Source organism: Streptomyces sp. NPDC091412, assembly GCF_044756885.1.
Lineage (GTDB): Bacteria > Actinomycetota > Actinomycetes > Streptomycetales > Streptomycetaceae > Streptomyces.
The window spans coordinates 727,989-740,831 of the sequence record NZ_JBIVTV010000002.1; the positions used below are offsets into that span (position 1 = coordinate 727,989).

Genomic DNA, 12,843 nt, shown 5'->3' on the forward strand with positions numbered 1-12,843 from the left:
CATCGGGTCACAACACTTCCACTTCGTAGAAGCACAGGTGGTCCTTGATCTCGGCGACGTCCGGCTTCGGCTCGGGGTAGGCCCACACCAGGTCCGCCGCGTCGGGCAGGGACCAGTAGGACGCCGTGCCCTTGAAGGGGCAGTACGTGTGCGTGTCGGACGCCGTCAGCAGGTCGAGGCGCACGTCCTCGGGCGGCAGGTAGTAGCGCGGGGGGCACCCCGTCTCACGCAGTACCAGGGCGCGGTCGCTCTCCGCGAGGACCTGGCCGCCGCGCACCACACGCACGTGCTCGTCGCTCTTGTCGATCGTGATCGTGTGTCCTTGGCTCATACCCGTACAGCACCCGCCGGGCCCCGCTTCTTCCCGCCCACGGGACCGATTGCCCCGCCGCGTACCGTGGGCGCATGAACATCTGCGTCTTCCTCTCCGCCGCCGACCTCGACGACCGCTACACCCGCCCCGCGCGGGACTTCGCCCGGCTGATCGGCAAGGGCGGGCACAGCCTGGTCTGGGGCGGTTCCGACACCGGGCTGATGAAGGTGGTCGCGGACGGTGTGCAGGAGGCGGGCGGCCGGCTCGTCGGAGTGTCGGTCGACTTCCTGTCGGCGAAGGCGCGGCCCGGCGCGGACGAGATGGTGATCGCCCGGGACCTCGCCGAGCGCAAGAAGCTGCTCCTGGAGAAGGCCGACGCGGTCGTGATCATGGTGGGCGGCACCGGGACGCTCGACGAGGCCACCGAGATCCTGGAGCTGAAGAAGCACGGCCGGACCGGCAAGCCGGTGGTGCTGCTGAACACCGACGGCTTCTACGACGGTCTCAAGCAGCAGTTCCGCCGCATGGAGGAGGACGGGTTCCTGCCCCGGCCGCTCGCCGAGCTGGTGTTCTTCGCCGAGGAGCCCGCGGGCGCGATGGCGTATCTGGACGAGGCGCTCGGCGGCAGCTGAGCCGGTGATGCGAGCATGGCGGGCATGGCTACTCATGTGATCACCGGGGCCGGCTCCGGCATCGGCGCGGCCGTCGCCCGCCGCCTGCACGCGCGCGGGGACGAGCTCGTGCTGCACGCGCGCGACGCCGGCCGGGCCAAGGAACTGGCCGCCGCGTTCCCCGGCGCCCGGACGCTCGTCGGCGACCTGGCCGACCCCGACCGGTTGAGCTGGGCGTTCTCGCACCAGGCGCTGCCCGACCGGGTGGACTCCCTGCTCCATGTCGCGGGCGTGGTCGACCTCGGCCCGGTCGGCGAGCTCACCCCGAAGACCTGGCGCCACCAGCTCGACGTCAACCTGATCTCCCCCGCCGAACTGACCCGCCACTTCCTGCCCCAACTGCGCGCCTCGCGCGGCCACGTGGTGTTCGTGAACTCGGGCGCGGGCCTGAGCGCCCACGCCGACTGGTCCGCGTACGCCGCCTCCAAGCACGGCCTGAAGGCGCTGGCGGACTCGCTGCGCCACGAGGAGCACGCCAACGGCGTCCGGGTCACCTCGGTCTACCCGGGCCGCACCGCCAGCCGTATGCAGGCCAAGGTGCACCAGCAGGAGGGCAAGGAGTACGACCCCGGGAAGTGGATCGCCCCCGACTCCGTCGCCACGACCATCGTCATGGCGCTCGACCTGCCGCGGGACGCGGAGGTCAACGACCTGACGGTCCGCCCGGGCCTGTGACGGACGGCCGGGGGCGGTCCCCGAAGGCTGCCGCCCCCTGAGGCGGCGCTGCCCCCGCGGGGTTGCGTAGTCTTCCCGGGTGAGCGAGAACAGCCAGTTCAGGTTCGGTGCCGCCACCGGCGTCGGGTCCATGCCCGGTGGGGACGCCCGGGAGGCCGCCAAGACCGTCACGGGCACCTTCGAGGACTTCCCCTTCCTGCCCGAGCTGCCCGCACGCGGGCCCGGCGCGGACATGATCGGGCGTACCGCGGGGATGCTCGTCGAGCTGTACGCGCGCGTGGAGCCCAGCGGCTGGCGGCTCGGGGACCGCCCGGGCCGGGACACCAGGCGGGCCCGGTCCTGGCTCGGGGAGGACCTCGACGCCCTGGAGGAGTTCACCCAGGGGTACGAGGGCGCGCTGAAGGTGCAGGCGGTGGGGCCGTGGACCCTCGCCGCCGCCCTGGAGCTCAAGAACGGCGAGGCGGTCCTGTCCGATCCCGGCGCGTGCCGGGACCTGGCCGCCTCGCTCGCCGAGGGGCTGCGGCTCCATCTCGCGGAGGTGCGCCGGCGCGTTCCCGGCGCCGGGCTCGTCCTCCAGCTCGACGAGCCGTCCCTGACCGCCGTCCTGCGCGGGCAGGTGCGGAGCGCCAGCGGCTACCGGACCCACCGCGCCGTCGACCGGCAGATCGTGGAGGCCACGCTCCGGGACGTCCTCGGGGCGCACGATCAGGGGCCTGTCGTGGTCCACTCGTGTGCTCCGGACGTCCCGCTCGCCCTGCTGCGCCGCGCGGGCGCCGCGGCGGTCTCCCTCGACGTCTCGCTCCTCACCGAGCGTGACGACGAGGTGATCGGAGAAGCGGTCGAGGCGGGCACCCGCCTCTTCGCCGGTGTCGTCCCCGGCACGGACGGCCCGTTGTCAGACCCTGCCGGTAGCGTCATGGGTGTCAGGACGATGTGGCGCAGGCTGGGGCTGCGGCCGGAGCTTCTCGCCGAGGCGGTCACGGTCACCCCGGCGTGCGGACTCGCGGGCGCTTCTCCCGCGTACGCGCGCCAGGCGCTCGCCCACTGCGTCCGGGCGGCGAGATCGCTCGCGGACAACCCAGAGTAACGGGAGGACAACACGGTGGCCGGCGACAAGCAGCAAGCGGAAACAGCGGTGCCCGTCGAGGCACGGGAGAAGCACGCGCGGCTCGCGGAGCAGGTCGAGGAGCACCGCTTCCGGTACTACGTCAAGGACGCTCCCATCATCAGCGACGCCGAGTTCGACGAGCTCCTGCGCTCGCTGGAGGCGCTGGAGGAGGAGTACCCGGAGCTGCGCACGCCCGACTCGCCGACCCAGAAGGTCGCCGTGGCGTACGAGACCGGCCTCGCCGAGGTCGAGCACCGCCAGCGGATGCTCTCCCTCGACAACGTCTTCGACGACGAGGGGCTCGCCGCCTGGGCGGACCGCGTCGCCAAGGACGTCGGCACCACCGGTCACCACTTTCTGTGCGAGCTCAAGGTCGACGGCCTCGCGGTCAACCTGACCTACGAGGACGGCAGGCTCACCCGCGCGGCCACCCGCGGCGACGGCCGCGTCGGCGAGGACATCACGCCCAACGTCATGACGATCGCCGAGATCCCGCACCGGCTGGACGGCGACCGCGTCCCGAGCCTGGTGGAGATCCGCGGGGAGGTCTACTTCCCCATGGAGGCCTTCCAGGACCTCAACGCCCGCCGGGTCGCGGCCGGCGAGAAGCCGTACGCCAACCCTCGCAACTCCGCCTCCGGTTCGCTGCGCCAGAAGGATCCCAAGGTCACCGCGACGCTGCCGCTGCACATGGTGGTCCACGGCATCGGCGCCCTGGAGGGGTACGAGGGCCTCACCCGCCTCTCCGAGGCCTACGAGCTGCTGAGGTCCTGGGGCCTGCCCACCTCCCGGCACAACAGGGTCGTCGACGACCTCGACGGCGTCCGCGCGTTCATCGCCCACTACGGCGAGAACCGCCACTCGGTGGAGCACGAGATCGACGGCGTCGTCGTCAAGCTCGACGAGATCCCGCTCCAGGGCCGCCTGGGCTCCACCTCCCGCGCCCCTCGCTGGGCGATCGCGTACAAGTACGCGCCGGAGGAGGTCAACACCAAGCTCGTCAACATCCGGGTGGGCGTGGGCCGGACCGGCCGGGTCACGCCGTACGCGCAGGTCGAGCCGGTCACGGTGGCCGGTTCCGAGGTCGAGTTCGCCACCCTGCACAACCAGGACGTGGTCAAGGCCAAGGGCGTGCTCATCGGCGACACGGTCGTGCTGCGCAAGGCCGGTGACGTCATCCCGGAGATCCTCGGGCCGGTCGTCGATCTGCGCGACGGCACCGAGCGCGAGTTCGTCATGCCCTCCGAGTGCCCCGAGTGCGGTACGCCGCTCAGGCCGATGAAGGAGGGCGACGTCGATCTGCGCTGCCCCAACGCGCGGGCGTGCCCGGCCCAGTTGCGCGAGCGCCTGTTCTACCTCGCGGGCCGCAAGGCGCTGGACATCGAGCACTTCGGCTATGTCGCCGCGGCCGCCCTCACCAAGCCGCTGGAGCCCGCAGAGCCGCCGCTGAAGGACGAGGGCGACCTGTTCGACCTGACGGTGGAGCAGCTGCTCCCCATCAAGGCCTACGTCCTCGACCAGGACAGCGGTCTGCCCAAGCGTGACCCGAAGACCGGCGAGGAGAAGGTCGTCACGGTCTTCGCCAACCAGCAGGGCGAGCCGAAGAAGAACGCGCTCGCGATGCTGGAGAACATCCGGGCCGCCAAGGAGCGCCCGCTCGCGCGCGTGCTCACCGGCCTGTCGATCCGTCACGTCGGACCGGTCGCGGCCCAGGCGCTGGCCCGGGAGTTCCGCTCCATCGACCGCATCGAGCAGGCCGGTGAGGAGGAGTTGGCGAACACGGAGGGTGTGGGCCCGATCATCGCCGCCTCGCTCAAGGAGTGGTTCGCCGAGGAGTGGCACCAGGAGATCCTGCGCAAGTGGCGGGAGGCCGGCGTCCGCAGGGAGGAGGAGAGCTCCGGCGAGGACGAAGGCCCGCGCCCGCTCGAGGGATTGACGGTCGTGGTGACCGGAACCCTCGAACAGTTCACCCGCGACGGCGCCAAGGAGGCGCTGCAGAGCCGGGGGGCGAAGGTGACCGGCTCGGTGTCGAAGAAGACCTCCTTCGTGGTCGTGGGTGACAACCCCGGTTCGAAGTACGACAAGGCGATGCAACTGAAGGTGCCCGTGCTGAACGAGGACGGTTTCGTCGTCCTTCTGGAGCGCGGGCCGGATGCGGCGGCCGAAGTCGCGCTTCCGACCGGCGAGTAGGGGTTGAACTCCACCCGTTCGGCGCATACCAGATGCATACGGGTGGCCGGGGCGCATTCGGGCAACCGTCGACGACCGCTGCCCGTGGAAGCCTTCTGCGGCCTACTGTTGAGCTGTGCGCCCGCCGTGCCCAACCGCGGTCGGGGCATCCCCGTGCTCGTCAGGAGTGCGTGGAAGGGTTTTCCAGCGCGGTGCCGTCCAGGGGTCGTGGGGCATCGGGCCGCGTGGCGTGGGCACCGCCGGCTGTGAGAGGGACGGGAATGGAACCGACCGAGAGCGCCGCCCCGCACTCACGGCTGCGCCGGATGGCCGGCGCATGGTGGGGGAGACGGGCGTGGACGCCGGAGCGTCCGGGCGCCATGGAGCGCGCCGGACGCATTGCCGCCGGACAGTACACCGTCGCCCGCGCCCGCGCCTCCGCACATATGGCCGTCGAACGTTTCTCCGGGCTGCCCGGCGACGAACCCGAACGGCACCGGGTCCGCTCCGCGTTGCCCGTGGCGATCGTCGCGGCGGCCGGGGCCGCGCTGAGCGCCGGCGTGTACCAGGCGTTCACCGACCACCACGCGCTCTTCCCGTCCGGCGCGGCCGGCTGGTCCCTGGCCCTGCTCACCGGCGTCATCGTCGGTCACCTGGTCATGCTCGGCCGGGCCCGCTGGTGGGGCGGCACCGGCTCCGGCGCCACCCTCACCGTCGCCGTGCTGCTGCTCTACGGCTGGGTGCCCGCCGGGATGGTCAGCCTCACCGTCGTCGTCCTGGTCGGCACAGCCCGGCGCCACCACTGGCGGCAGGGCGTGCTGCACGGGGCGGTGGACATCCTCGGCATCGGCGCCGGCGGCCTGATGCTGGGCGCCTTCGGCCGCGTACCGACCGTGGAGAGCCCCTGGAGCCCGGGCGGTTGGACCGCCTCCACCCTGCCTCAGGTGGTGCTGGCCGCCGGCGCCTACCTCCTGGTCACCCGCGCCCTGCTGTGGTTCGTGCACAACTCCCGCAACGGCGGAGTGTCCCCCGTCGCCCGCACCGCCGTGATCAGACAGGGACTGGTCGCCGTCGCCCTGCTCGGCATCTCCCCGCTGGTCTGCGTCGTCGCCGTGGCCAAACCCGTGCTGCTGCCGCTGTTCGCCGTCCCGCTGATCGCCCTCGACTCCTCGCTGTGGATAGCCCGTGCCCGGGCCGAGGAGCAGCTGCGCGACCCGCTGACCGGACTGCCCAACCGGCAGTGGCTCCTGGAGCGCATCTGGACCGCCCTGGACGACGCCGAACGCATCGGCGCCCGGTCCGCGCTGATGCTGATCGACCTGGACCGGTTCCGTTCGGTCAACGACACACTCGGTCACCTCGCCGGTGACCGGCTGCTGTTGCAGATCGCCGACCGGCTGCGGCAGGCGCTGCCGCGCGGGGCGGAGGCGGCGCGGCTCGGCGGCGACGAGTTCGCCGTGCTGCTGCCGGTCGCCGACTCCACGACGTCCGCGACCCGTATCGCGCGCGCCCTGGTCACCGTCCTCAGCTCCCCGCTCGACCTCGACGGGCTCACCCTGGTCCTGGAGGCCAGCGCCGGAGTCGCCGTCTTCCCCGACCACGCCCTGGACGCCGAAGGCATGCTGCGCCGGGCGGACGTGGCGATGTACCAGGCCAAGCGGGACCGCACGGGCGTGGAGGTCTACGAGTCCAAGCGGGACTCCAACACCCCCGACCGGCTGGGGCTGCTGGGCGATCTGCGCCGGGCCCTCGACGCCCACGAGGTCCAGCTGCACTACCAGCCGAAGGTCCGCTTCGACGGACAGGTCGCGGGCCTGGAGGCGCTGGTCCGCTGGGTGCACCCCGAGCGCGGCAAGGTGCCGCCGGACGAGTTCATAGCGATCGCCGAGTCCTCGGGTCTGATGCCCCATCTGACGGAGTACGTGCTGGAGACCGCGCTCGCGCAGGTCGCCCGGTGGCGGGCCCAGGGCCTGTACGTCCCGGTCGCGGTCAACGTCTCCCCGCGTGATGTGCACATCCCCGGGTTCGCCGGTTCGGTGGCCGCCCGGCTGGCCCGGCACGGCGTGCCGGCGGGAGCGCTCCAACTGGAGATCACCGAGCACGTCCTGCTGGAGGACCCGCAGCGGGCCGCCGACACCCTGCACGCGCTGACCGGGCACGGCGTGAAGATGTCCCTGGACGACTTCGGCACCGGCTACTCCTCGCTGGTGCACCTGCGCCGGCTGCCGGTGAGCGAGCTGAAGATCGACCGCTCGTTCGTGGCCCGGCTGGCGGTCGACACGGAGGACGCCGAGATCGTGCGCTGCACCGTCGACCTCGCGCACTCCCTCGGGCTGCTGGTCGTCGCGGAGGGCGTCGAGGACGACGAGACCTGGGAACGGCTGCGGGACCTCGGCTGCGACGCCGTACAGGGCTGGCTCGTCGCGGCCGCGATGCCGCCGGAGGAGACGACGGCGTGGCTGCGGGCGCGCGGATCACGCGGCTGGCAGCGCCCCGCCGCCGCGCTGCCCGCGGCGGCCGCCGACGAGTGACCGTTCCGCCCGTCCGCCAGTCCTGAGCGTGGGCCGGGCCCGCCCTGTTCAGCCCGTGCCGTGCGGCACGAAGTGACCGATCAGCAACGCGAGCCGGCGCTCGTGGGCCTGCGGCGGCAGCCGACCGCTGCGCATCAGGGTCACCAGGCCGTGGAGCCCGGCCCAGTACGTCTCCGTCAGCAGGCCCGGGTCGTCGTCCTTCGCCGCGATGGGCTCCACGGCCCGCAGCAGTTCGCCGAACGCCTCCCACAGGGCCGCCGGGGCCTCGGGTGTGGCGAACGGCAGGTCCACCGTGTGCGTGAACATCGCGTCGTAGAGCGCGGGGCGCCGCTGTGCGAAGGCGGTGTACGCCTCGCCCACCGCGGCCAGCGCCTCGCGCGTGCTCCCGGCCGCCTCGCGGGCCGTGCGCATCTCGGCGCCCAGCTCCGCGAAACCCTGGACGGCGACCGCCGCCATGATCGCGCCCTTGCTCGTGAAGTGGCTGTAGAGGACCGGCTGGCTGTACTCGATCTCGGCGGCCAGCCGGCGGGTGGTCACCGCGTCCCAGCCCTCGGCCTCCGCCAGCTCCCGTGCGGCCGTCACGATCAGCCGCCGGCGCTCCGCTCGTTCGCGCTCCCGGCGCGTCTGGATCGACATGGTTTCGATTCTAGCAGTGCTAGAACTTCTGCCGACGTTCTGCTAGCTTCACTCTCAGTCCTAGCAGTGCTAGCAAAAAGGGGGAGAGAGATGACCGTCGCCGCGTACACCCTGGCCGTCCTGCTCGATCTGTTCTGTGTGTTCCTCGGCTACCGCTTCCTGTTCCGGCCCGGCCCCTCTGCGGCCGGCTACGGCGTCCCGGCCGACCCGCGCGGCGACTCCCGCGCCTATCTGTCGGTCAAGGGCCTGCGGGACGGCACCTTCGGGCTGCTGGGCCTCGTCCTGCTGGCCTTCGCCGGAGCCCGTGCCGAGGCGTGGTTCATGGTCGCCGTGGCGCTCGTACCGCTCGGTGACACCCTGATAGTGCTGCGCAACGGCGGAACGAAGGCCGTCGCCTTCGGGATCCACTTCGCCACCGCACTCGTTGTACTGCTCAGTGCCGCACTGCTCTTCGCGCTCTGAGCGCGTCCGCCATCCGACCGGGGGAGTCGCATCATGTCGCTGTTCGTGCCGAAGTTCGACGAAACCGTGCTGGTCCGTGACGCTCGGGCCGAGGTGGTCGGCGGGGACCCCGTCGGCGTGAAGCTGCTGGCCGACAGCAGCGCGACCGGCGGCGCGCTGTCCACCGTGCGCGTCACCCTGGCCGAGGGCGCCGACGGCGCCCGGCCGCACCGGCACGACAGCTCCGCCGAGATGTTCTTCGTCCTGGACGGGTCCGCGGAGCTGCTCTCCGGCGACGACGTGGTCACGGCCGAGCGCGGTGACCTGGTCGTCGTCCCGCCGGGCCGGCCGCACGCGTTCGCCGCCGCCCCCGGCCGCGGGGCCGACCTCCTCATCGTCATCACGCCGGGCGTCGAGCGCTTCGCGTACTTCCGCCACCTCCAGCGCATCCGCCTGGGCGAGGTCACCCCGGAGAGCCTGCTGGAGGTGCAGGACCTGTACGACAACCACTTCCTGAGCAGCCGGGCCTGGGACGCGCGCCGCTGAACGCCGGCCCCGTGGGGCGGGGTCCGGCGAACCGTTTCACGGCCACCCCGCCCCGCCCCATAGGATTGAGCCAAAGCACACACACTCACCCAGAGGATCGCTGCATGCCTGGCATCACGCGCGAGGAGGTCGCCCACCTCGCCCGGCTGGCGCGTCTGGAGCTGAAGCCCGAGGAACTCGACCACCTCGCGGGACAGCTCGACGACATCATCGGCGCGGTGGCCCGCGTCAGCGAGGTCGCCGACCAAGACGTACCGCCGACCTCCCACCCGCTGCCGCTGACCAACGTCATGCGCGCGGACGAGGTCCGTCCGTCGCTCACCTCCGAGCAGGCGCTCTCCGGCGCCCCGGCCCAGGAGCAGCAGCGTTTCAAGGTGCCGCAGATCCTGGGTGAGGAGTGACAGCCGTGACGGACATGAACAGCATCATCAGGCTCACCGCCGCCGAGACCGCCGAGAAGATCGCCTCCGGCGAGCTGACGGCCGTCGAGGTCACCGAGGCCCACCTGGCCCGGATCGAGGCCGTCGACGAGAAGGTGCACGCCTTCCTGCACGTCGACCGCGAGGGCGCGCTCGCCCAGGCCCGCGCCGTCGACGAGAAGCGCGCGCGCGGCGAGAAGCTCGGCCCGCTGGCCGGCGTGCCGCTCGCGCTCAAGGACATCTTCACCACCGAGGGCATCCCCACGACCGTCGGTTCGAAGATCCTCGAAGGCTGGATCCCGCCGTACGACGCGACGCTCACCAAGCGCCTGAAGGACGCCGATGTGGTGATCCTCGGCAAGACCAACATGGACGAGTTCGCCATGGGGTCCTCCACCGAGAACAGCGCCTACGGGCCCACCGGCAACCCCTGGGACCTCACCAGGATCCCCGGCGGCTCCGGCGGCGGGTCGAGCGCCGCGCTCGCCTCCTACCAGGCCCCGCTCGCCATCGGCACCGACACCGGCGGCTCCATCCGCCAGCCGGCCTCCGTCACCGGCACGGTCGGCGTCAAGCCGACGTACGGCGCGGTCTCCCGCTACGGCATGGTCGCGTTCTCCTCCTCCCTCGACCAGGGCGGCCCCTGCGCCCGTACGGTCCTGGACGCGGCCCTGCTGCACGAGGTGATCGCCGGGCACGACCCGCTCGACTCCACCTCCATCGACGAGCCGGTCCCGCCGGTCGTCGAGGCCGCCCGCAACGGCAGCGTCGCGGGTATGCGCGTCGGCGTCGTCAAGCAGTTCCGCGGCGAGGGCTACCAGGCCGGCGTCATCCAGCGGTTCGACGAGTCCGTCGAGCTGCTCAAGGAGCTGGGCGCCGAGATCGTCGAGCTGGACTGCCCGTCCTTCGACCTGGCCCTGTCGGCGTACTACCTGATCGCGCCGTCCGAGTGCTCGTCCAACCTGGCCCGCTTCGACGGCCTGCGCTACGGCCTGCGCACCGGCGACGACGGCACGCGCTCCGCCGAGGACGTCACCTCCCTCACCCGTGAGGAGGGCTTCGGCGCCGAGGTCAAGCGCCGGATCATGCTCGGCACGTACGCGCTCAGCTCCGGCTACTACGACGCGTACTACGGCAGCGCCCAGAAGGTCCGCACCCTGATCAAGCGGGACTTCGACAAGGCGTTCGAGCAGGTCGACGTGATCGTCTCCCCGACGACCCCGACCACCGCCTTCGCGATCGGCGAGCGCGCCGACGACCCGATGGCGATGTACCTCGCCGACCTGTGCACCATCCCGACCAACCTGGCGGGCAACGCGGCCATGTCGCTGCCCTGCGGTCTCGCCCCGGAGGACAACCTCCCGGTGGGCCTGCAGATCATCGCCCCGGTGATGAAGGACGACCGCCTGTACAAGGTGGGTGCCGCGGTCGAGGCCGCCTTCGTGGAAAAGTGGGGGCACCCGCTGCTCGAGGAGGCTCCGTCGCTGTGAGTAAGGCACTCGCCAAGGCCAAGGGCTTCAAGAAGTCCAAGTCCGGTACGTACCTGTCCATGGCCACCACCGCGTTCGGCGCGGTGGGTGTCGCCAAGCAGATCAGGAAGGCCCGCGCCGAGCACGACACGCTGCGCCTGATCGACGCCACCGTGTCCGCCGTAGCGATCGTCACCGGCCTCGCCATCCTCTGCCGCGAGCTCAAGCGGCTGGGCGACGACGACGTCCTGCTGGGCTGAGAGGGAAGTTTTCACCGTGACCACCACGACCGACCTGGTGTCGTACGAGGACGCGCTGGCGTCGTACGACCCCGTCATGGGCCTCGAGGTCCATGTCGAACTCGGCACCGCCACCAAGATGTTCTGCGGCTGCTCGACCGCGCTCGGTGCCGAGCCGAACACCCAGACCTGCCCGACCTGCCTCGGCCTGCCCGGCGCGCTCCCGGTCGTCAACGCGACCGGCGTGGAGTCCGCCATCAAGATCGGCCTCGCGCTGCACTGCGAGATCGCCGAGTGGTGCCGCTTCGCCCGGAAGAACTACTTCTATCCGGACATGCCGAAGAACTTCCAGACCTCCCAGTACGACGAGCCGATCGCCTTCAACGGCTACCTCGACGTGCAGCTGGAGGACGGCGAGACCTTCCGCGTGGAGATCGAGCGCGCCCACATGGAGGAGGACACCGGCAAGTCGACGCACGTCGGCGGCGCCACCGGCCGCATCCACGGCGCGTCCCACTCCCTGCTGGACTACAACCGCGCCGGCATCCCGCTGATCGAGATCGTCACCAAGCCGATCACCGGTGCCGGCGAGCGGGCGCCTGAGGTGGCCAAGGCCTACGTCCGTGAGCTGCGCGAGCTCATCCGGGCGCTGGGCGTGTCCGAGGCCCGTATGGAGATGGGCCAGATGCGCTGCGACGTCAACCTGTCGCTGATGCCCAAGGACGCCGACAAGTTCGGCACCCGCTCCGAGACGAAGAACGTCAACTCGCTGCGGTCCGTGGAGCGCGCGGCCCGTTTCGAGATCCAGCGCCACGCCGCCGTGCTGAACGGCGGCGGCACGGTGATCCAGGAGACCCGTCACTTCCACGAGGACACGGGGTCCACGACCTCCGGCCGCGTCAAGGAGGAGGCCGAGGACTACCGGTACTTCCCCGAGCCGGACCTGGTCCCGGTGGCGCCCTCGCGCGAGTGGGTCGAGGAGATCCGGTCCGCGCTGCCCGAGCTGCCGCTGGTGCGCCGCAGCCGGCTCCGCGAGGAGTGGGGCGTCTCGGCCACCGAGATGCAGGCGATCCTCAACGCCGGTGCCCTGGACCTCATCGTCGCCACCATCGACGCCGGTGCCGACGCCGCCTCCGCCCGCAAGTGGTGGATGGGCGAGCTGGCGCGTGCCGCCAACGAGTCCGGCAAGGCGCTGGACGAGCTGGCGATCACGCCGGCGCAGGTCGCCCGGGTCACCGAGCTGGTCGCCAAGGGCGATCTGAACGACAAGCTGGCCCGCCAGGTCATCGAGGGCGTCCTCGCCGGCGAGGGCACCCCGGACGAGGTCGTCGACAAGCGCGGCCTGAAGGTCGTCTCCGACGAGGGCGCGCTGACCGCCGCCGTCGACGAGGCCATCGCCGGGAACCCGGCCGTCGCGGACAAGATCCGCGGCGGCAAGGTGGCCGCGGCCGGCGCCCTGGTCGGCGCGGTCATGAAGGCGACCCGCGGCCAGGCCGACGCGGCCCGCGTCAAGGAGCTGATCCTGGAGAAGCTCGGCGTCGAGGGCTGAGCCCGCGGAACCGTCTCGGGGGGTGCACCGGATCCGGTGCACCCCCCGAGGCATGCCGGTACGGGGGGAACGGTCCG

Annotated in this window: 13 protein-coding genes; 11 read left to right on the plus strand and 2 right to left on the minus strand. The window is 71.7% G+C overall.

What is annotated here, in order from left to right; genetic code table 11:
* Positions 1 to 7 precede the first annotated feature (7 nt).
* The gene (locus ACIQMV_RS07400) at positions 8 to 331 is read right to left on the minus strand and encodes a DUF427 domain-containing protein (RefSeq protein WP_402591824.1); all 324 of its coding nucleotides are present in this window, start codon (positions 329 to 331) and stop codon (positions 8 to 10) included.
* A gap of 74 nt (positions 332 to 405) precedes the next feature.
* Between ACIQMV_RS07400 and ACIQMV_RS07405 the strand changes: the two genes are divergently transcribed.
* The 5 genes from ACIQMV_RS07405 (at position 406) to ACIQMV_RS07425 (ending at position 7,467) form a co-directional block, all read left to right on the plus strand.
* On the plus strand, positions 406 to 945 hold the full coding sequence (locus ACIQMV_RS07405; RefSeq protein WP_141358125.1) for a TIGR00730 family Rossman fold protein: 540 nt from the start codon (positions 406 to 408) through the stop codon (positions 943 to 945).
* Between the two features lie 15 nt (positions 946 to 960).
* Positions 961 to 1,659 (plus strand): SDR family oxidoreductase, encoded by a 699-nt coding sequence (locus ACIQMV_RS07410; RefSeq protein ID WP_402591827.1) that lies wholly within the window; start codon positions 961 to 963, stop codon positions 1,657 to 1,659.
* A 79-nt stretch (positions 1,660 to 1,738) separates the two neighbouring features.
* On the plus strand, positions 1,739 to 2,746 hold the full coding sequence (locus tag ACIQMV_RS07415; RefSeq protein ID WP_402591829.1) for a methionine synthase: 1,008 nt from the start codon (positions 1,739 to 1,741) through the stop codon (positions 2,744 to 2,746).
* A gap of 15 nt (positions 2,747 to 2,761) precedes the next feature.
* On the plus strand, positions 2,762 to 4,957 hold the full coding sequence (ligA, locus tag ACIQMV_RS07420; RefSeq protein WP_402591831.1) for an NAD-dependent DNA ligase LigA: 2,196 nt from the start codon (positions 2,762 to 2,764) through the stop codon (positions 4,955 to 4,957).
* A gap of 260 nt (positions 4,958 to 5,217) precedes the next feature.
* A complete protein-coding gene (locus ACIQMV_RS07425) occupies positions 5,218 to 7,467 on the plus strand; it encodes a putative bifunctional diguanylate cyclase/phosphodiesterase (protein WP_402591833.1) in 2,250 nt (749 codons plus the stop codon).
* A gap of 48 nt (positions 7,468 to 7,515) precedes the next feature.
* Here ACIQMV_RS07425 and ACIQMV_RS07430 read toward each other — a convergent pair whose 3' ends face one another.
* Complete coding sequence (locus ACIQMV_RS07430) at positions 7,516 to 8,103, minus strand: TetR/AcrR family transcriptional regulator (RefSeq protein ID WP_402591835.1); 588 nt, start codon at positions 8,101 to 8,103, stop codon at positions 7,516 to 7,518.
* Between the two features lie 90 nt (positions 8,104 to 8,193).
* Between ACIQMV_RS07430 and ACIQMV_RS07435 the strand changes: the two genes are divergently transcribed.
* The 6 genes from ACIQMV_RS07435 (at position 8,194) to gatB (ending at position 12,766) form a co-directional block, all read left to right on the plus strand.
* Positions 8,194 to 8,565, plus strand: coding sequence for a DUF4267 domain-containing protein (locus ACIQMV_RS07435; RefSeq protein WP_402591837.1), 372 nt, complete (start codon positions 8,194 to 8,196; stop codon positions 8,563 to 8,565).
* A gap of 33 nt (positions 8,566 to 8,598) precedes the next feature.
* Positions 8,599 to 9,090, plus strand: coding sequence for a cupin domain-containing protein (locus ACIQMV_RS07440; protein ID WP_402591839.1), 492 nt, complete (start codon positions 8,599 to 8,601; stop codon positions 9,088 to 9,090).
* Positions 9,091 to 9,194: 104 nt separating this feature from the next.
* A complete protein-coding gene (gene gatC, locus ACIQMV_RS07445) occupies positions 9,195 to 9,491 on the plus strand; it encodes an Asp-tRNA(Asn)/Glu-tRNA(Gln) amidotransferase subunit GatC (protein ID WP_100572135.1) in 297 nt (98 codons plus the stop codon).
* 5 nt (positions 9,492 to 9,496) lie between these two features.
* Entirely contained in the window at positions 9,497 to 10,999 is a 1,503-nt protein-coding gene (gene gatA, locus ACIQMV_RS07450; protein WP_402591841.1) for an Asp-tRNA(Asn)/Glu-tRNA(Gln) amidotransferase subunit GatA, read from the plus strand.
* Entirely contained in the window at positions 10,996 to 11,238 is a 243-nt protein-coding gene (locus ACIQMV_RS07455) for a hypothetical protein (RefSeq protein ID WP_141358110.1), read from the plus strand. Before gatA ends, ACIQMV_RS07455 begins: the two co-directional genes overlap by 4 nt.
* A 16-nt stretch (positions 11,239 to 11,254) precedes the next feature.
* Positions 11,255 to 12,766, plus strand: coding sequence for an Asp-tRNA(Asn)/Glu-tRNA(Gln) amidotransferase subunit GatB (gene gatB, locus ACIQMV_RS07460; protein WP_402591843.1), 1,512 nt, complete (start codon positions 11,255 to 11,257; stop codon positions 12,764 to 12,766).
* Positions 12,767 to 12,843 lie beyond the last annotated feature (77 nt).